This window comes from Pseudomonas sp. Z5-35 (genome assembly GCF_051131945.1).
GTDB classification, from domain to species: domain Bacteria; phylum Pseudomonadota; class Gammaproteobacteria; order Pseudomonadales; family Pseudomonadaceae; genus Aquipseudomonas; species Aquipseudomonas marvdashtae.
The window spans coordinates 4,692,424-4,710,357 of the sequence record NZ_CP071640.1 but is presented as its reverse complement, the minus strand read 5'-3'; the positions used below and the strand labels follow the sequence as shown (position 1 = coordinate 4,710,357).

The window sequence follows — 17,934 nt, the reverse complement described above, 5'->3', positions numbered from 1 at the left end:
CTCCTCCCTGGAGTACGAAAAACGACGCGATCCGTGCGCCGTCAAACCGAAACAACTGCACACACGGCGGTTGTTTGTTCTAGCGTGTAGAAGCAGGTATAGCCGACGGCAACGGAGGGCATCGATGGATCTTCGTACAAAAGGTTTCACGCTGATCGAGGTGTTGGTGGCCCTCGGCGTGCTGCTGATCCTGATCACCATGGCGGTGCCGGCATTCACCGGGGCAATGCAGGGCACCAAGGCCGATACCGAGGTCGGCGACTTGCGCCGGGCACTGAACTTTGCCCGGATGACGGCGATTGACCGTGGCATCACGGTACGGCTTTGCCCGACGGCGGGGGGCAGCGTCTGGAGCAGCGAACTGGCGGTATATGCCGGTGCTTGCATTGCGCCCAATGTATTGCGGGTTGTTCCAGCCATGGGCAGCGGAGCGACTCTGACGCTACCCTCAGAAGTGACCAGCATCGACTTCAACAACCTGGGCGGATTATCGGCACCGGCGACGCCGGTGAGCTTCACTTACGTAAGAGGGGCGCAGAGCAGGACGCTCAGTGTTTGCCTCAATGGACGAATCGTACTGGGTGGAAATTGCGGATGAAGGGTTGCAGTAAAAACGCACAGGAGGGCATGACACTTATCGAGGTGCTGGTGGCGGTGCTGATTCTCGGCGTGGGGCTGCTGGGTGCGGCGATGATCCAGCTCAATGCGCTCAAATACACCGACAGCTCGCGCATGACCAGCCAGGCCAGCTTCATCGCCTACGACATGCTCGACCGCATCCGCGCCAATTCCGCGGCCGACTACACCGTTACCCCGCCCAGTTCGCCCAACCTCAGCGTGACTCGGGACCAGGACCTGTACGACTTCAAGACCAACATCGTCGCCTTCGGCGGCGCCACGGCCACCGGCACCATTGCGTTGAACCAGCGGGTCTACACCATCACCATTGCCTGGGACGATGCCCGGGCCGCCAACACGACCAACGCGGAAGAAGCGCGACGCACCTTTGTGCTGACCAGCCGTGTCGCCGTCGATCCACTGACGACGACGCCATGAATAGATATAGCCGGGGCTTTGGCCTGATCGAACTGATGATCGCGCTGGTGATCAGCCTGATCGTCGTGCTGGGCGTGGTGCAGATATTCATCGCCGCCAAAAATACCTACGCCAGCCAGAGCGCCGCCGCAGTGATGCAGGAGGACGCGCGGTTTGCCATGAGCAAGATGGTCCAGGAAATTCGCATGGTCGGCATGTTCGGTTGCCTGGCGACCATTACGGATGCCTCGACGGATAACAGTTTCGCGGCCAGCCAGATCACCCCGATCCGCTGGGACAATGCGAACCGGAGACTGACCCTGGTAACGGCGGACATCGGGAGCGGCGGTAACGCACCGACCTGGACCGTCGTCTCCGATTGCCGCACCTCGGCGACCGCCTACTCGAACGCGCGGGTGCCGGCTGCGGGACAGTTGGCCTTCCCGATCCGCCGATTGGTCTACAGCTTCAACAACAACCAATTGCTGCTGGGCAGCGGCACCGGCAATCCGCCGACCCTGTCGGTGCTGGTGGACAATGTGCGGGCGTTCGACGTGACGTTCGGCGTGGCCGCCAGCGCAACGGACATCGCGGCCACCAGCTACACCGGCAACCCGAGCGACCCGGCGCTGATCCGCAGCGTGCGCCTGACGCTGACGCTGTTCGATCCCAAGAACGCCGTGCGCGAGCAGACCTTCAACGTGGTTGCCGCCTTGCGCAACCGGCTGCTATGAGGAGGCGATCGATGACTTCGACAGGTCTCAAGCACCGCCAGGGCGGCATGGCATTGCTGGTGAGCCTGGTGTTCTTGCTGTTGCTGACGCTGATCGGCCTGTCGTCGATGCAGAGCGCCACCCTCCAGGAAAAAATGACCAGCAGCGTCATGCAGCGCAACCAGTCGTTCCAGATGGCCGAGGCTGCGCTGAGGGTCGGTGAAAGCGCGGTACAGGCCGAGAGCTACTCGCTGCCGGTGTGCAACACCACGGCCCAGTGCGCGCCGCCGGCCGAGTCGGCGACGGTGGCGGCGGCCGGGCGCAATTCATCATCAGGAGTGCTCTGGGTGGCCGCCGCCGGAGGGTTTTATGGTGTGCAGAACATTGGCACCACGTTGGCGGCGGTCAATGTACCCGTCAATACCTCGGCGACGCTGTATCGGATCACGGCGGTGGCGGTAGTGGGCAATAACCAGCGCAGCGTGGTGGAGAGCATCTATGCGAAGTACTAACTGGCTAGGGGGCTGGCGACAGGCGTTTTGCGGGGTGTTGCTGAGCCTGTACCTGGCGGCCCCGGTCTACGGCTTCACCCCTTCGGAGTCGCCGCTGTTGAGCGCGGCGGCGGTGACGCCCAACGTGATGCTGCTGATTGATGATTCTGGGAGTATGAACAACATTATCTGGGCGGCGGGGTTTGATCCGGCGGTCTCGCAGCCTACCGTTTATACGTGTGAATCCACCACCAGCTGCAACAGCATTGCTAGGCTGAATATGGAGGACGGCAATGTTCTATTGGCAAGTCTGTCCCGTGGCGGCTGTTCCAGGGCTGGCAACTGGTATGGCTTTTATCGAAGCGACCTAGGGGAGGTTTGCCTGAGGTTGCCCGACCCCGTGGGCAACGGGAATACGCGCTACACGGCCAAATACCTGTCTTATTTGCTGACTTTGTCCAACGGTTCAAGCCGCGACTTCACCACCGGCTCAATCCCCACCGATTACCGAATCAACGTGGCTCGCGATGTTTCGGCCGACCTGGTCGCCAATAACCGCGCCCTGCGCATCGGCCTCGCCACGTTCAACCCGCCCAACAGCGGCAACTCCGGTCCAGGCGGTTACATCGCTCGGGCCATCACTGACCTGTCACCGGTCAGCGGCAGCGTCACCCAGACCCAGGCCAACACCAACTACAGCGCCCTGATCAGCGCCATCAACGGCTTGGGCGCCGTCGCCAATACGCCGTTGGCCGAGAGCTACTACGAAGTCACCCGCTACTTCCGGGGCATGGCGCCGTACTACAACGGCACACCCAGCACCTACACCAGTCCGATCCAATACCGATGCCAGAAAAATTTTGGCGTGGTGATCACTGATGGTTTACCCACCTTTGACCGAACGTTTCCTACCAATGACCCGCTAGGCGGAAACCGTCTTCCTAATTGGGATGGTATCAGCACCAACGATGGCGCCAATCCCGTTGGCGATGCGGAGGGTGACACGCTTTATCTGGACGACATCGCCAAGTTTGCCTTCGACATCGACATGCGCTCCACAGGCACTGACGTCACGGGGAAAAGCTGGGACGGCGCTGAGTTTCGTCGTCAGTACCTCAATACCTACACCGTAGGTTTTGCCGTCACGAACCAGATGCTTTCCGACGCTGCCCGCTACGGTGCAGGCAGGTATTATCCGGCGACCGACAGCGAAGGCCTGAACTCAGCCCTGTCGTCGGCCCTCAGCGACATCACCTCCAAGGCCGGCTCCGGGGGCGGCGGCACCAGCAATGGCGCCACGCTGTCCAGCACCTCCAGTTATTACCAGACGACGTACGATCCCAAGGACTGGCGCGGCACCATCAAGGCGTTCGGTTTCACCTCGACCGGAACGGTCAATACAGCGGCGCTGCAATGGACTACCGATACCGCCATCGTGCCCGGCGCCACTGCGCCGACCTACCAGTCGTGGAACACCGCAACCAACGTGCCGGTGACCCTGGCCTTTGGCAACTTTTCACCGGCCCAGCAAACCAGCCTGAGCCAGGGCTTGCCCACAGGGATTACTGGCATCGATCTGGTGCAGTGGAGCAAGGGCGTCAACAAGACCGGGCTGAAGGTGCGCAGCGTCTTGCTCGGGGACATCATCAACTCGCCGCTGGCCCTGGCTTCGCCCAACGACCAGACTGCCTCGGACCTGTTGAACGACACCAGCTACAGCACGTACCTGACCACCAAGGCGGCGAACATGAGCAGCAGCCTGGTGGTGAATGGCAATGACGGTTTTTTCAGCGTCATCAACAGCACGAATGGCACCCGGCGCTACGCCTATATGCCGTCGAGCGTGCTGCCCTCGTTGCAGCTCATCGCCGATCCCAGCTACATCAATGGCGTGAGCCACAAGTTCTTGGTGGACGGGCAGGTCGGCGTATTTGATGCGCAAATGGGTAGCGCCTGGAAAACCCTCGCCTTGGGCGGTACCGGGGCGGGCGGGCGGGCGTTTTATGCGGTGCAATTGTTCGACGCATCGGCCGGTAACGCGATCCGCGCGCTGTGGGAAATCAGCGCGCCGACGGTTGCCAACACGGCCAATGCCTTCAACGACCTGGGCTACGCCTACGCGCGCCCCGAAGTCGCGCGTTTGTCGGATGGTCGCTGGGCGGCGTTCATTTCCAATGGCTACGGCAGCAACACCGGCGTGGCGGCGTTGTACGTGGTGGACATTCGCGACGGCTCGCTGATTCGCAAGATTGTCATCAACAGCAGCGAGACCGATAACGGCCTCTCGTCGGTCAAGCTGCGGGTCAACTCGCAGAACGTGGTGCAAGCGGCCTATGGCGGAGACTTGAAAGGACGGATGTGGAAATTCGACCTCAGCGGCGCGTCTCCCAACACCTGGGGCCTGGCGTTTGCCGGCCAGCCGTTGTTCACCGCCCCAGGCGGAGCGACCCAGCCGATCACCGCCCAGCCCCTGCTGGCGGAAAATCCTCAAGGCGGCATCCAGGTATTTTTCGGCACGGGCAAGTTCAACGAATCGGTGGACAAGCTCAACAAGGACCTGCAGGGGTTCTATTCAATCTGGGATGCCACCGGTGGCGCCGGACAAATCACCGTGTCGAGCTTGCAGGCGCAATCGATCACCGGCATTTTTTCAGGCGCCACGGGTCAGTTCGTGACCACCAGCCAGAACGACGTGGCTTATCCCGCGCAGAAGGGCTGGTATTTGCCACTGATCTACAATAACGCGCTGACCGGCGAGAGGGTGATCAATCCAGCCAGCCTGGTGCTCGGGCGCGTTGTCTTCACCACCGCCGCCGTGGACACCACCGACCCTTGCGCCAGCTTCGGTACGGGCAAACTCATCGAAGTGGATGCTTTCAACGGTAAGATGCTCAACTATGCGGTACTCGATACCAACAACGATGGCGCGCTCAACAGTCTCGACACGATCTCCGCCGGCGTGGTGTTCACGGGCGGTATCCCGACCCTGAGCGCCGTCGTCAATGCCAACGGGGCCACTAACATGATCGTGAACGATTCCGGTGGCGGTATCACCGACCTGTTGGGCAAATCCGTGGGCGGCAGTCGCCGTATCATGTGGCGGCAAATACAGTGAGAGGTAAGACATGCGCAGATCCAACCGGGGTTTCACCTTGATCGAAATCCTGATCGTGATCGCGATCGTCGGTATCGTGATCACCATCGGCTATCCGAGCCTGAGCGAATACATGAAGAAAGGCCGGCGTACCGAAATCGCGGGGCTCTTGTCGGAGCAGGCGCAGATCCTTGAGCGACACTACTCGAAGAACAACGTCTATACCAACGCGACCGGCCTGAGCGGCGGCAACGACTTCTACACCATTACCGCGACGACGCTGACGGAACAGACCTATACCCTGACCGCCATGCGCAGGAGCGGTTCGTCCATGGCGACCGACAAGTGCGGTGATTTCACGATCGACAACACGGGCAAGCGGGGCAATGTCAACTCCGCTGCCGGCGTGACCGCCAAGGACTGCTGGGGCCGCTGAGTTTTATTTTCCGGGCGCATTCTTGCGCCCCCTGTCTTTGTGAGTCGAAACAGAACATGACCAGGCAACAACAAGTGGTGGTTGTCGGCGGCGGCGTCATTGGCCTGCTGACTGCGTTCAATCTCGCCTCCGAAGGGCTGCGTGTGGTGCTGCTGGACCGTTCCGGTGTTGGTCAGGAGTCGTCCTGGGCCGGTGGTGGTATCGTTTCGCCCCTTTACCCGTGGCGCTATACCCCGGCAGTTACCGCGCTGGCCCATTGGTCGCAGGATTTTTATCCACAGCTGGGCGAGCGCTTGTTCGCGGCGACCGGAATCGATCCGCAAGTGCACGTCACCGGCTTGTATTGGCTGGACCTGGACGATCAAGACGAAGCACTGGCCTGGGCCGAGCGGGAAGGGCGTCCGCTGCGGGCGGTGGATATCAGCGCGGTGCATGACGCTGTACCGGTGCTCGGTTCGGGGTTTTCCCGGGCCATCTACATGGCCGATGTGGCTAACGTGCGCAACCCTCGGCTGGTCAAGTCCCTCAAAGCTGCCTTGCTGGCGATGCCAAACGTCACGCTTCACGAGCATTGCGAAGTCAGCGGTTTTATCCGTGACGGTGGGCGTGTCGTCGGGGTTGAGAGTTCATCGGGGGAGGTCCGCGGTGATCAAGTGGTACTGTCCGCCGGCGCCTGGAGTGGCGAGTTGCTTGGGACATTGGGACTGAAGCTGCCGGTTGAGCCGGTGAAGGGCCAGATGATTCTGTACAAGTGCGCTGAGGATTTTCTGTCGAGCATGGTCCTCGCCAGGGGCCGTTACGCGATTCCCCGTCGTGACGGGCACATTCTGATTGGCAGTACGCTGGAGCGTGAAGGCTTCGACAAAACGCCGACCGATGCGGCGCTGGAGAGTCTCAAGGCTTCGGCGGTGGCGCTGGTTCCGGCGCTGGCCGATGCCGAGGTGGTGGGGCATTGGGCCGGGTTGCGGCCGGGGTCGCCGGAAGGTATTCCCTTTATCGGCGAGATGCCTGGGTTCGAGGGTTTGTGGTTGAACTGCGGGCATTATCGCAATGGGCTGGTGCTGGCGCCGGCTTCGTGTCGGTTGTTTGTCGATTTGATGTTGGGGCGTGAGGCGGTGATTGATCCGCGACCTTATGCGCCTGCTGGGCGGTTGTAAGGTTTTACCGGGGACATATCCGTTGTCGCGGTAACGGCCTCCTAAGGTTTCGCCCTTACGGCGAGTCACTTTCGAAGGGCGCGAAAGTAACCAAAGCGCCTTTGCCCCACCACTCGGTGCCTCGCCTAGGCTCGGCATGCCCGCACTCCGGCATTGTTCCGTGGGCCCGCCGCGAAGGGCCATCCATGGCCCAGCGCGGCTATCCCGGCATCCATGCCGGGATACCCACTCCACAATGCCTGCGTGCGGCCATCGTGGTTAACGGGGCGCCTGAGATCAACGTCCGTCGCGAGGCGGCCTGATAGCCGACCTGGTTTTGGGTGGGATTGCGTTTTTCCTGTGCGAGCCTGCTCGCTGCGGCACTCAAGAAAAACGATACCCCCGTGGCGAGGGAGCTTGCTCCCGCTGGGCTGCGCAGCAGACCCAGAACCATTCAGCAAGGTGTATCTGGATAATCGCAGTGTGGTTTTTTACGACTGCTTCGCAGTCGAGCGGGAGCAAGCTCCCTCGCCACGGTACCTTCGTCCCCCACGCCTGCTGACCCACCGTCATCGCAAAGAAGCCCGTATTCACAAGAGAAACGCGATCCCACCCAAAATCAGGTCGGCTATCAGGCCGCCTCGCGACGGACGTTGATCTCGGCGCCCCGTTAACCACGATGGCCGCACGCAGGCATTGTGGAGTGGGTATCCCGGCATGGATGCCGGGATAGCCGCGCTGGGCCATGGATGGCCCTTCGCGGCGGGCCCACGGAGCAATGCCGGAGGGCGGGCACACCGAGCCTAAGCGAGGTGCCGAGTGGTGGGGCAAAAGCGTTTTGCTTACTTTTGCGCTTCTCAAAAGTGAGACGCCGTAAGGGCGGAACCCTAAGCAGCCGTTACCGAAGAAACGGATCTACACCCCCCGACAATGTCGACCTCACCCCAACCAAGATTTGTGGGAATGTTCGGACAACAATCTAAACCAAGCCGACTTTTCCGACGAGTTCTGGCGGTTGCCGGGTGGGAAGAGCTCCGGCTAACCTTTTCCCGTCGCTGCCAATTCAGCGACCGGGCGTCGCGGCCCGCTAACTTGGTGCATAATTCCAGCCCACGACGGTGCTTCGGTATTTGTCGTTTTGTCATGGCTGGCTGTGCGTGGGATACCTTCGGGTATGCCGAGTCTCCAAGTTCGGTCCGCGAACCTGCGTACAGCTGCCACCTTCAATCGCGTCGCGGCGATCGGTGACAGCTCCAAAACTTGGAGATGCACGATGCTCAAAGTTACACCCAATCCTCCCGAAACAGATCCGTCGCCGACCGACGTCGATCCGGATCACCCAAAGCTCGATGAAGCCGCCAAACGCGTCATCGATTCTTACCTCGACCCAAAACCTGAAACCAAAAAGAAACCAGCCCCGTACCAGCTGTTCACCGTCGTGGACGGCATCGACGTCGAATGCCTGCTGACCAACCTCAGCGAAACCCTGGCCTCAGCCAACGCAACCATCAGCGACCTGGCCTTCGACCTGGAAGGCTCACGACGGCAGATTGCATTGGGGATACAACAACTGATTGAACTGAGTGAATTACTGGCCAATCGAGTGCTGGACGAACGGGTGCCGGTGGCGGAAGGCTAGAAGAGCTGCGAAAGCGAACGCCGAACCTGTGGCGAGGGAGCTTGCTCCCGCTGGGTTGCGAAGCGGCCCCCAACCTGAGACCTCGGTGCATCAGGTTGATCGAGTCGCTGCTTTTGGGGCTGCTGCGCAGCCCAGCGGGAGCAAGCTCCCTCGCCACAGGGGAATACATGGGCTTCGAAACCGTGGCTCAATCCAATCCCAGCTTCTTCAACCGATACCGCATCGACCGAAACGACAACTTCAATCGCTGCGCCGCCGCCGTACGGTTCCAACGGGTTTCTTCCAGTGCCTGGAGAATCACCTTGCGCTCGACCTCTTCGAGATAGCCGTCCAGATTGTCGACCTGCATCAAATCGGGACTGCCCGAGTCGCCAGCGCTACCGCCCTCGGCCAGCCGCAGATCTTCGGCCTCGATCTGTTGGTGTTCGCAGAGGGTATAGGCCCGTTCGAGCATGTTTTCCAGCTCCCGCACGTTGCCTGGGAAGCGGTAATTGCGCAGGGCGTCCAGCGCGCGTGGGTGCAGCTTGGCCGCAGGGCTGCCGGTGCTGGCGGCCAGGCGCTGGAGCACGTGGTTGGCCAGCGGCTCGATGTCTTCGCGGCGTTCACGTAATGGCGGGACACGGAGTTCGATGACGTTCAGCCGGTAATACAGGTCCTGGCGAAAACGCCCGGCGGCGACTTCCGCGTCCAGGTCTTTATGGGTGGCGCACAGGATACGCACATCCACCACCTCTTCCTGCTGGCCTCCCACGGCGCGCACGGCTTTTTCCTGGATGGCTCGCAACAGCTTGACCTGCATCGCCAATGGCAAGTCGGCCACTTCGTCGAGAAACAGAGTCCCGCCATGAGCAGCCTGGAACAATCCGGGCTTGTCCTCGATGGCGCCGCTGAAGCTGCCTTTTCTATGACCGAAAAACTCGCTTTCCATCAGCTCTGTCGGAATCGCCCCACAGTTGACGGGCACAAAGCGCTGGCTGGCTCGCGAGCCCTGCTCGTGGATCAAGCGGGCGACCAGTTCCTTGCCGCATCCCGATTCACCGCTGACGTACACCGGCGCCTGGCTGCGGGCGAGTTTTTCGATCTGTTTGCGCACGTTGCGCATGGGCGGGGAGTCGCCCAGCAGGCAGCGCTCGACGGTCGCTCCCGGTGAAGCGACGGGCGGCATGCGCAAGGCACTACCGACCAACTCCCGCAGGCGGGCCAGGTCGACGGGCTTGGTCAGGAAGTCGAAGGCACCAGCCTTGAGGGCGTCGATGGCGACTTCCAGGCTGCCATAGGCGGTGATCATCGCCACGGGCAGTTGGGGATGACGTTGCTGGATGTGTTGCACCAGTTCCAGCCCGGTGCCGTCGGGTAGGCGCATGTCGGTCAGGCACAGGTCGAAGGCTTCGCCCGCCAGCAGCGACTTAGCCTCGGCAAGGTTCTTGGCGCTGCGGGTGTCGAGTTTCATCCGTCCCAGGGTTATTTCCAGGAGTTCGCGGATGTCCGGCTCGTCGTCGACGATCAGGATTCGTTGCCGTGAGCGTGTATTCAAATCTGTTTCCGTCCGTGAGCAAAAGTGATGCGAAAGCAGCCGCCGCCTTGGCGTGGTTTGAAGTCTAGGCGGGCCTGGTTGCTTTCGCACAGCTCACGGGACAGATAAAGCCCAAGGCCGGTGCCCTGGCTGCTGGTGGTGAAGAAAGGCTCGAACAAGTGCGCCTGTTGATCGGGTGTTACACCGGGGCCGTTGTCGATGATGTCCAGCATGGCGAGCTGGCTGTGCGGCTCGATGAACAGTTTCAGCCAGGCCTCGGCCTGCCCATGAACCATGGCGCTGTGGCGCCAGGCATTGCGCAGCAGGTTGTCGAGCACTTGGGTCAGTTGGTCGGGATCCATCAGCGTGACGTACTCGCCCGGGTCGATGCTCAGGTGCAGATGCTGCTGTTCGGTCACGCTTTCGCGGGCCTGTTGGACGAACTGTTCCAGCCATGTGCGCAAATCCAGGCGTTGGGGCGCGGTTTGCTGGCGGCGAGACAGTTGCAGGACATTTTCAATGACGCGATTCATTCGTTGGGAGTGATCTTGAATAATCTGCGTCAGACGCCGGTCCGCGTCGTTCAGTTCCTCGGATTCGCGCAGCAATTGCGCGGCGTGGCTGATCGCCCCCAAGGGGTTACGGATTTCATGGGCGATACCGGCGGTAAGGCGCCCGAGGGAGGCGAGCTTGAGTTGCTGGGCGTGCTGGGCCACCTGGGCCAGGTCTTCAAGAAAAACCAGGATCTGCTGCTGGTCCTGCGGCCCCAGGACGATGAAGCTGGGTTGCAGTGTCAGGCCCGTACCGCTGATGGTCAGGCTTTGCGGCCGCAGGCTGGGATTGTTCAGCCATCCTTGCAGCCGTTCGACCAGGGCGTAGGAATAGTCGTCGATCCGCTGGCCGATCAAGTCGTGCATGCCCAGCAGGTTCAGGGCGCTTTCGTTGGCCAGTTGCACCTTGCGCTGGCGATCCAGCACGAGGATGCCGGTGCGCATGCGTTGCAGGATCAGCGCGTTGAGCGCTTCGAGGCTGAGTACTTCGCTGGCTCGTTGCTCGGCCAGGCTTTCGCTGACTTCCAGGCGCCGGGTCAGGCCTTGCACCAGCAACGCGGCGGCAAAGCACAAGGCACCCAGGGTGCCGGCCTGCAAATAACTGCTGGGGCGGCTCGAATCGCTGAGGCCGAGGAACAAGCTCGAACCGACGATACCAATCGTGGCGACGGCTGCGAGCAACAGGCCGATCCGCCCGCGCAACAAGGTATTGCCAATCGCCACCGAGACAATGATCAGGTTGCCGATGGCGCTGGGAGCACCGCCTGCAACAAAGAACAGCCACGACAGCAGCAGGACGTCAGTCAGTGCCAGGCCGAACAGCCGGGCGGGGCGTCGGGTGTTCTCAAGAAACACCACCAGCAGGATATTCAGCACCAGATACAACCAACTGCCACTGCGCAGCAGGTCGTCGTTTGCAAACTCCAACAAGCGGTTGTCCATGTTGCTGGAGATCAATAGCACCAGGGTGATGCCGATGCTCAGACGGTACAGGTGATAAAGACGCAGCAGGCGCTGCGCCTGTTTGACGTGAGGGCGTGAAGCCTCAGCGATCACGAGTGCCCGGGCCTTGCTCAAGGTGAGCCTGGCTGCAATACCACTGTTGCTGGAGCGTCAGCGCCCGGTCCCGCGGCAGATGAACGCCGCAATGAGCACAACGAACCATGGGCGGTGCGTCCTGTTCCCGGGGCGAGTTCGGTGCGGATGTGGGCCCCTTGAACTTGCGCCACAACCATATCGCGGCGGCAATCAGGACAATCCAGAACAGTAAACGAAGCATGATGGGCGGCTTTTCGGCTAGAGATCAGGCAGTTTAGCCAAGGACTGGAACGGCGCACAGCGCAATAAAATCCAGGCACAAAAAAGGAGACTCGCAGGTCTCCTTTTTCGTCAGGCCTGGTCTCAGTCAAACATGCCGAAGGTCATGTAGCTGAACCAGGAGCGGGCGCTGGATTCGCTCTCAGGCTCTTCTTCTTCGATCACGTCGCCATTTTCGTCCTTGGGCTTGAGCTCGTTCGGAATGGCTTCCTTGGCATCCTGGAACTGGCGCTGAACGTCCTGGTTGGCGCGGGTTTCGCCCGGCGGCAGCGGAGGACGGGATTCGATCAGGCCCAGGGTAGCCTTGCTCAGCCACGAACGGTTGTCGGCTTCGTCGACGCGCGGGGTGAACTGGCCGTCGGCCAGGGAAGGGTGGTCCGGGTAGTTCAGCTTCAGGGTTTCCAGGCTGGTGGCTGCGAGGTCATCCAGGTGCAGGCGCTGGTAGGCCTCGGTCATGACAGCCAGGCCGTCACCCACCGAAGGGGTTTCCTGGAAGTTTTCCACTACGTAGCGGCCGCGGTTGGCGGCGGCGACGTAGGCCTGGCGGGTCAGGTAGTAGTCCGCCACGTGAATCTCGTAGGCAGCCAGCAGGTTGCGCAGGTAGATCATGCGCTGCTTGGCATCTGGCGAATAACGGCTGTTGGGGAAGCGGCTGGTCAGCTGGGCAAACTCGTTGTAGGAGTCGCGCGCGGCGCCCGGGTCACGCTTGGTCATGTCCAGCGGCAGGAAGCGCGCCAGCAGGCCGACGTCCTGGTCGAAGGAGGTCAGGCCCTTGAGGTAGTAAGCGTAATCGACGTTGGGATGCTGCGGGTGCAGACGAATGAAGCGCTCGGCGGCGGACTTCGCGGCTTCCGGCTCGGCGTTCTTGTAGTTGGCGTAGATCAACTCCAGCTGGGCCTGGTCGGCGTAGCGACCGAACGGATACCGCGACTCCAGCGCCTTCAGCTTGGCGGTGGCGCTGGTATAGCTGTTGTTATCCAGGTCGTTCTGCGCCTGTTGGTACAGTTCGACTTCGCTCAGGTTTTCGTCTACGACTTCCTTCGACGAGCAAGCAGCAGTCAATGCGAGGATGGCGATCAGCAGCAGGTGTTTCACTTGCATGGCGGCTTGCGTCCCTATGACGGCCGCTGTCTTGGGCGGGGCCGTCCTGTTATGATGAGCGCCCCGTTGAAAGCCTCGGGGCAAAAGACGCCGTATTTAACCACAAGCGCGCAGCCGAAACCAAAGGCTGTGCCGACGCCCAGTCCGAGCATGTCCGATAAAATAGAACTTCGCGCAGAGGTGCCGTCCGAATTGGGCGGCCAACGCCTCGATCAAGTCGCCGCCCAACTCTTCGCAGAGCACTCGCGCTCGCGCCTTTCCGCCTGGATCAAGGACGGTCGCCTGACGGTGGACGGCGCGGTGATCCGCCCGCGGGACATTGTCCACGGTGGTGCCATCCTCGAACTCACCGCCGAACAGGAGGCCCAGGGAGAATGGGTCGCCCAGGACATCGCCCTGGACATCGTCTATGAAGACGATGACATCCTGGTGATCAACAAGCCTGCCGGCCTGGTGGTCCATCCGGCGGCCGGTCATGCCGATGGCACCCTGCTCAACGCCTTGCTGCACCACGTGCCGGACATCATCAATGTGCCACGCGCCGGTATCGTGCATCGCCTTGACAAGGACACCACCGGCCTGATGGTGGTGGCCAAGACCCTCCAGGCGCAGACACAGCTGGTCACACAGTTGCAGAGTCGCAGTGTCAGCCGCATTTACGAATGCATCGTCATCGGGGTTGTCACCGCCGGTGGCAAGATCAACGCCCCGATCGGTCGTCACGGCCAGCAGCGTCAACGCATGGCGGTGATGGAGGGCGGCAAGCAGGCGGTCAGTCATTACCGCGTGCTGGAGCGTTTTCGTTCCCACACGCATGTGCGGGTCAAGCTGGAAACCGGTCGTACCCACCAGATTCGTGTGCACATGGCCCACATCAACTTCCCGTTGGTGGGCGACCCGGCTTATGGCGGTCGTTTCCGCATTCCGCCGGCCGCCAACCAGACCATGGTCGAATCGCTGAAGAATTTCCCGCGCCAGGCGCTGCACGCGCGTTTCCTGGAGCTGGATCACCCGACGACCGGCAAGCGCATGAGCTGGGAGTCGCCGTTGCCGGATGACTTCGTCTGGCTGCTGACGTTGCTCAAGCAGGACCGCGAGGCGTTCATCGGATGAATGACTGGCTGACACCCGACTGGCCCGCGCCGGCCTGGGTCAAGGCCTGCGTCACCACCCGTGAGGGCGGCGTCAGCCTGGCGCCGTTCGACAGCCTCAACCTGGGCGATCATGTCGGCGATGAGCCTGCGGCTGTCGCCGAGAACCGTCGCCGCCTCACTGATCGCTTCGCCATGCGTCCTGCCTGGTTGCAGCAAGTCCACGGCACCGACGTGGTCGAGGCTGATCCGGCCCAGGTCGTCACCGCCGATGCCAGTTGGACCGCCACGCCGGGCATCGCCTGCACCTCAATGACGGCCGACTGCCTGCCCGTATTGTTCTGCGATCGCGCCGGTACCCGGGTCGCGGCGGCTCATGCCGGTTGGCGCGGGTTGGCGAACGGTGTGCTGGAAGCCACCCTTGATTGCCTTGCAGGGCCCGCCGGTGAAATCCTCGCCTGGCTCGGCCCGGCCATCGGTCCGCAAGCCTTCGAAGTCGGACCGGAGGTGCGTGAAGCTTTCATCGCGCACCTGCCCAAAGCAGAGCAAGCCTTCACGCCCAGTCACAACGCCGGCAAGTTCCTGGCGGATATCTACGCGCTGGCACGACTGCGCCTGGCGGTACGTGGCGTAACGGCCGTGTACGGTGGCGGCTTGTGCACCGTGACGGACCCACGCTTCTTTTCCTACCGCCGCAACGCCCGTACCGGTCGCTTCGCTTCCCTGATCTGGCTCGAACGCTAGACTCCCCTGATCTGTATCAACAGCGCACTGCTTGAATCCTCCAGAATCGACCACATCTATAGCGGTATCTGGCAGGTTTCTTCATTCAGGACGTTTCAAAGGTCCGGCCTGCTCAAAAGGAAGGTGACCCATGCGTATTGATCGTTTAACCAGCAAATTACAGTTGGCCCTCTCCGACGCCCAGTCCCTGGCCGTCGGCCTGGACCATCCCGGTATCGAACCGGCGCACTTGATGCAAGCCATGCTCGAGCAGCAAGGCGGTTCGATCAAGCCCCTGTTGATGCAGGTGGGCTTTGACGTCAGCAGCCTACGCAAAGAGCTGGCCAAAGAACTCGACCAATTGCCAAAAATCCAGAATCCGACCGGTGACGTGAACATGTCCCAGGATCTGGCGCGGCTGCTCAACCAGGCCGACAGGTTGGCCCAGCAGAAAGGTGACCAGTTCATCTCCAGCGAGTTGGTGCTGCTTGCCGCGATGGACGAGAACAGCAAGCTCGGCAAGTTGCTGCTCGGCCAGGGCGTGAGCAAGAAAGCCCTGGAAAACGCCATCAACAACCTGCGTGGCGGTGGTGCGGTCAATGACCCCAACCACGAGGAGGCACGCCAGGCGCTGGACAAATACACCGTCGACCTGACCAAACGCGCCGAAGAGGGCAAGCTCGACCCGGTGATTGGCCGTGACGATGAAATTCGCCGCACCATTCAGGTTCTGCAACGCCGCACCAAGAACAACCCGGTGCTGATCGGCGAGCCAGGCGTGGGCAAGACCGCCATCGCCGAGGGCTTGGCCCAGCGCATCATCAACGGTGAAGTGCCCGATGGACTACGGGGCAAGCGCTTGTTGTCCCTGGACATGGGCGCGCTGATCGCCGGCGCCAAGTACCGCGGCGAATTCGAGGAGCGGCTTAAATCCCTGCTCAATGAACTGTCGAAGCAGGAAGGGCAGATCATCCTGTTCATCGACGAGTTGCATACCATGGTCGGTGCCGGCAAGGGCGAAGGCTCGATGGACGCGGGCAACATGCTCAAGCCTGCGCTGGCTCGCGGCGAGCTGCATTGCGTCGGCGCGACCACGCTCAACGAGTACCGCCAGTACATCGAGAAAGACGCTGCTTTGGAGCGGCGCTTCCAGAAAGTGCTGGTGGAAGAGCCAAGTGAAGAGGACACCATCGCTATCTTGCGCGGCCTTAAAGAGCGCTACGAGGTTCACCACAAGGTGGCGATCACCGATGGCGCGATCATCGCGGCGGCCAAGCTCAGTCACCGCTACATCACCGACCGGCAATTGCCGGACAAGGCCATCGACTTGATCGACGAGGCCGCCAGCCGCATCCGCATGGAGATCGACTCCAAGCCCGAGGTGCTGGACCGCCTGGAGCGACGCCTGATCCAACTCAAGGTCGAGTCCCAGGCGCTGAAGAAAGAAAGCGACGAGGCAGCGAAAAAGCGCCTGGAAAAACTGCAGGAAGAAATCGTCCGGCACGAGCGTGAATACTCCGATCTCGAAGAGATCTGGAATTCGGAAAAGGCCGAAGTCCAGGGCTCGGCGCAAATCCAGCAGAAGATCGAGCAGTCTCGCCAGGAACTGGAAGCGGCCCGGCGCAAAGGCGATCTCAACCGCATGGCCGAGCTGCAGTACGGGGTGATCCCGGACCTGGAGCGCAGCCTGCAAATGGTCGACCAGCACGGCAAGAGCGAAAACCAGTTGCTGCGCAGCAAGGTCACCGAGGAGGAAATCGCCGAAGTGGTCTCCAAGTGGACCGGCATTCCGGTCTCGAAGATGCTCGAAGGCGAGCGCGACAAGCTGCTGAAGATGGAAAGCCTGCTGCACCAACGCGTGATCGGCCAGGAAGAGGCAGTGGTGGCGGTGTCCAACGCCGTCCGACGTTCCCGTGCGGGGTTGTCGGACCCTAACCGCCCGAGCGGCTCGTTCATGTTCCTCGGTCCGACCGGTGTGGGTAAGACCGAGCTGTGCAAGGCCCTGGCCGAATTCCTCTTCGATACCGAGGAAGCCATGGTGCGCATCGATATGTCCGAGTTCATGGAGAAACACTCCGTGGCCCGGCTGATCGGTGCTCCGCCGGGATATGTCGGCTATGAAGAAGGTGGCTACCTGACCGAGGCTGTGCGGCGCAAACCGTATTCGGTGATCCTGCTCGACGAGGTCGAGAAGGCTCACCCGGACGTGTTCAACATTCTGTTGCAGGTGCTTGAGGACGGTCGCTTGACGGACAGCCACGGGCGGACGGTGGACTTTCGCAACACGGTGATTGTGATGACTTCCAACCTGGGCTCGGCGCAGATCCAGGAACTGGTCGGGGATCGCGAGGCGCAACGTGCTGCGGTGATGGATGCGATTTCCACGCACTTCCGGCCGGAGTTCATCAACCGGGTCGACGAAGTGGTGATCTTTGAGCCGCTGGCTCGGGATCAGATCGCCGGCATCACCGAGATCCAATTGGGTCGCCTGCGCACCCGCCTCACTGAGCGCGAGCTGAAGCTGCAACTGAGCGATGAGGCATTGGACAAGCTGATCGCCGTGGGTTACGACCCGGTCTACGGCGCACGGCCGCTGAAGCGGGCGATCCAGCGCTGGATCGAAAACCCGTTGGCGCAGTTGATCCTGTCCGGTCGCTTCATGCCGGGCGAAACCGTAACCGGCACCGTGGAAAACGACGAAATCGTTTTCAACTGACAACCGCAACAGCCTGTGATTGGAATGGCCTCGTCTTGCGAGGCCATTTTTTTCATCAGGCCGTTGAACTCAAAGGAAAAGGCTTGTAAAGTGCGCCCCGCAGTACGTCACCCCGAGGGCAACTTCTCGTTGAGAAGGAAGCCAAAATAAGTTGCAAATCATTGTCTTGAAAGCAATTTAAAGGGTTGACAGAGGTTTTGAAGATTGTAGAATAGCGCGCCTCAGACACACGAACGCAGCGATGCAGACGGGTCGAAGAGGTTGAAGCTAGCTTCAATGCAGTTACTTGAAATATCAGTTCCGTGATAGCTCAGTCGGTAGAGCAAATGACTGTTAATCATTGGGTCCCAGGTTCGAGTCCTGGTCACGGAGCCATTT

At 61.2% G+C, this 17,934-nt stretch carries 15 protein-coding genes and 1 tRNA gene; 12 read left to right on the top strand and 4 right to left on the bottom strand.

Annotated elements, in window-relative coordinates; translation table 11 throughout:
* The first annotated feature begins 124 nt into the window (after positions 1–124).
* The 8 genes from J3P95_RS21655 to J3P95_RS21620 all read left to right on the top strand — a co-directional run bounded on the left by J3P95_RS21655 (position 125) and on the right by J3P95_RS21620 (position 8,544).
* Complete coding sequence (locus J3P95_RS21655; RefSeq protein WP_434558694.1) at positions 125–598, top strand: GspH/FimT family pseudopilin; 474 nt, start codon at positions 125–127, stop codon at positions 596–598.
* Positions 595–1,056, top strand: a complete 462-nt coding sequence (pilV, locus tag J3P95_RS21650; protein WP_434558693.1) for a type IV pilus modification protein PilV — start codon at positions 595–597, stop codon at positions 1,054–1,056. The genes J3P95_RS21655 and pilV overlap by 4 nt, the downstream gene beginning before the upstream one ends.
* Positions 1,053–1,769, top strand: coding sequence for a PilW family protein (locus J3P95_RS21645; protein WP_434579719.1), 717 nt, complete (start codon positions 1,053–1,055; stop codon positions 1,767–1,769). Before pilV ends, J3P95_RS21645 begins: the two co-directional genes overlap by 4 nt.
* A complete protein-coding gene (locus tag J3P95_RS21640; protein WP_434558691.1) occupies positions 1,766–2,260 on the top strand; it encodes a pilus assembly PilX family protein in 495 nt (164 codons plus the stop codon). The genes J3P95_RS21645 and J3P95_RS21640 overlap by 4 nt, the downstream gene beginning before the upstream one ends.
* A complete protein-coding gene (locus J3P95_RS21635; RefSeq protein ID WP_434579721.1) occupies positions 2,247–5,354 on the top strand; it encodes a pilus assembly protein in 3,108 nt (1,035 codons plus the stop codon). Before J3P95_RS21640 ends, J3P95_RS21635 begins: the two co-directional genes overlap by 14 nt.
* 10 nt (positions 5,355–5,364) lie before the next feature.
* Positions 5,365–5,769 carry a type IV pilin protein gene (locus J3P95_RS21630; protein WP_434558689.1) on the top strand — a complete coding sequence of 135 codons (405 nt, stop codon included), beginning with the start codon at positions 5,365–5,367 and terminating at the stop codon, positions 5,767–5,769.
* 56 nt (positions 5,770–5,825) lie between these two features.
* The gene (gene thiO / locus J3P95_RS21625) at positions 5,826–6,926 is read left to right on the top strand and encodes a glycine oxidase ThiO (protein WP_434558688.1); all 1,101 of its coding nucleotides are present in this window, start codon (positions 5,826–5,828) and stop codon (positions 6,924–6,926) included.
* Between the two features lie 1,252 nt (positions 6,927–8,178).
* Complete coding sequence (locus J3P95_RS21620; protein ID WP_434579723.1) at positions 8,179–8,544, top strand: DUF6124 family protein; 366 nt, start codon at positions 8,179–8,181, stop codon at positions 8,542–8,544.
* A gap of 187 nt (positions 8,545–8,731) precedes the next feature.
* Here J3P95_RS21620 and J3P95_RS21615 read toward each other — a convergent pair whose 3' ends face one another.
* From J3P95_RS21615 to J3P95_RS21600, 4 genes are all read right to left on the bottom strand, one after another.
* On the bottom strand, positions 8,732–10,078 hold the full coding sequence (locus J3P95_RS21615; RefSeq protein ID WP_434579725.1) for a sigma-54-dependent transcriptional regulator: 1,347 nt from the start codon (positions 10,076–10,078) through the stop codon (positions 8,732–8,734).
* The gene (locus J3P95_RS21610) at positions 10,075–11,664 is read right to left on the bottom strand and encodes a two-component system sensor histidine kinase NtrB (protein ID WP_434579727.1); all 1,590 of its coding nucleotides are present in this window, start codon (positions 11,662–11,664) and stop codon (positions 10,075–10,077) included. Before J3P95_RS21610 ends, J3P95_RS21615 begins: the two co-directional genes overlap by 4 nt.
* A complete protein-coding gene (locus tag J3P95_RS21605) occupies positions 11,654–11,887 on the bottom strand; it encodes a PP0621 family protein (protein WP_434558685.1) in 234 nt (77 codons plus the stop codon). Before J3P95_RS21605 ends, J3P95_RS21610 begins: the two co-directional genes overlap by 11 nt.
* Positions 11,888–12,009: 122 nt before the next feature.
* Positions 12,010–13,026, bottom strand: coding sequence for an outer membrane protein assembly factor BamD (locus tag J3P95_RS21600; protein ID WP_434558684.1), 1,017 nt, complete (start codon positions 13,024–13,026; stop codon positions 12,010–12,012).
* A 150-nt stretch (positions 13,027–13,176) separates the two neighbouring features.
* Here J3P95_RS21600 and rluD point away from each other — a divergent pair, with 150 nt between their 5' ends.
* The 4 genes from rluD (at position 13,177) to J3P95_RS21580 (ending at position 17,931) form a co-directional block, all read left to right on the top strand.
* Positions 13,177–14,139: a 23S rRNA pseudouridine(1911/1915/1917) synthase RluD gene (gene rluD / locus J3P95_RS21595; RefSeq protein ID WP_434558683.1), complete on the top strand. Its 963-nt coding sequence runs from the start codon at positions 13,177–13,179 to the stop codon at positions 14,137–14,139.
* Positions 14,136–14,861 carry a peptidoglycan editing factor PgeF gene (gene pgeF, locus J3P95_RS21590; RefSeq protein ID WP_434579728.1) on the top strand — a complete coding sequence of 242 codons (726 nt, stop codon included), beginning with the start codon at positions 14,136–14,138 and terminating at the stop codon, positions 14,859–14,861. Before rluD ends, pgeF begins: the two co-directional genes overlap by 4 nt.
* Positions 14,862–14,991: 130 nt before the next feature.
* The gene (gene clpB / locus J3P95_RS21585; RefSeq protein WP_434558681.1) at positions 14,992–17,556 is read left to right on the top strand and encodes an ATP-dependent chaperone ClpB; all 2,565 of its coding nucleotides are present in this window, start codon (positions 14,992–14,994) and stop codon (positions 17,554–17,556) included.
* 299 nt (positions 17,557–17,855) lie between these two features.
* Positions 17,856–17,931, top strand: a tRNA-Asn gene (locus J3P95_RS21580).
* The last annotated feature ends 3 nt before the right edge of the window (positions 17,932–17,934 follow it).

Coding starts and splice junctions, on each gene's coding strand:
- J3P95_RS21600 (WP_434558684.1), bottom strand. CDS start 13,026: ATGCAAGTGAAACACCTGCTGCTGATCGCCATCCTCGCATTGACTGCT.
- pgeF (WP_434579728.1), top strand. CDS start 14,136: ATGAATGACTGGCTGACACCCGACTGGCCCGCGCCGGCCTGGGTCAAG.
- pilV (WP_434558693.1), top strand. CDS start 595: ATGAAGGGTTGCAGTAAAAACGCACAGGAGGGCATGACACTTATCGAG.
- J3P95_RS21645 (WP_434579719.1), top strand. CDS start 1,053: ATGAATAGATATAGCCGGGGCTTTGGCCTGATCGAACTGATGATCGCG.
- J3P95_RS21655 (WP_434558694.1), top strand. CDS start 125: ATGGATCTTCGTACAAAAGGTTTCACGCTGATCGAGGTGTTGGTGGCC.
- J3P95_RS21635 (WP_434579721.1), top strand. CDS start 2,247: ATGCGAAGTACTAACTGGCTAGGGGGCTGGCGACAGGCGTTTTGCGGG.
- clpB (WP_434558681.1), top strand. CDS start 14,992: ATGCGTATTGATCGTTTAACCAGCAAATTACAGTTGGCCCTCTCCGAC.
- rluD (WP_434558683.1), top strand. CDS start 13,177: ATGTCCGATAAAATAGAACTTCGCGCAGAGGTGCCGTCCGAATTGGGC.
- J3P95_RS21605 (WP_434558685.1), bottom strand. CDS start 11,887: ATGCTTCGTTTACTGTTCTGGATTGTCCTGATTGCCGCCGCGATATGG.
- J3P95_RS21630 (WP_434558689.1), top strand. CDS start 5,365: ATGCGCAGATCCAACCGGGGTTTCACCTTGATCGAAATCCTGATCGTG.
- J3P95_RS21620 (WP_434579723.1), top strand. CDS start 8,179: ATGCTCAAAGTTACACCCAATCCTCCCGAAACAGATCCGTCGCCGACC.
- thiO (WP_434558688.1), top strand. CDS start 5,826: ATGACCAGGCAACAACAAGTGGTGGTTGTCGGCGGCGGCGTCATTGGC.
- J3P95_RS21640 (WP_434558691.1), top strand. CDS start 1,766: ATGAGGAGGCGATCGATGACTTCGACAGGTCTCAAGCACCGCCAGGGC.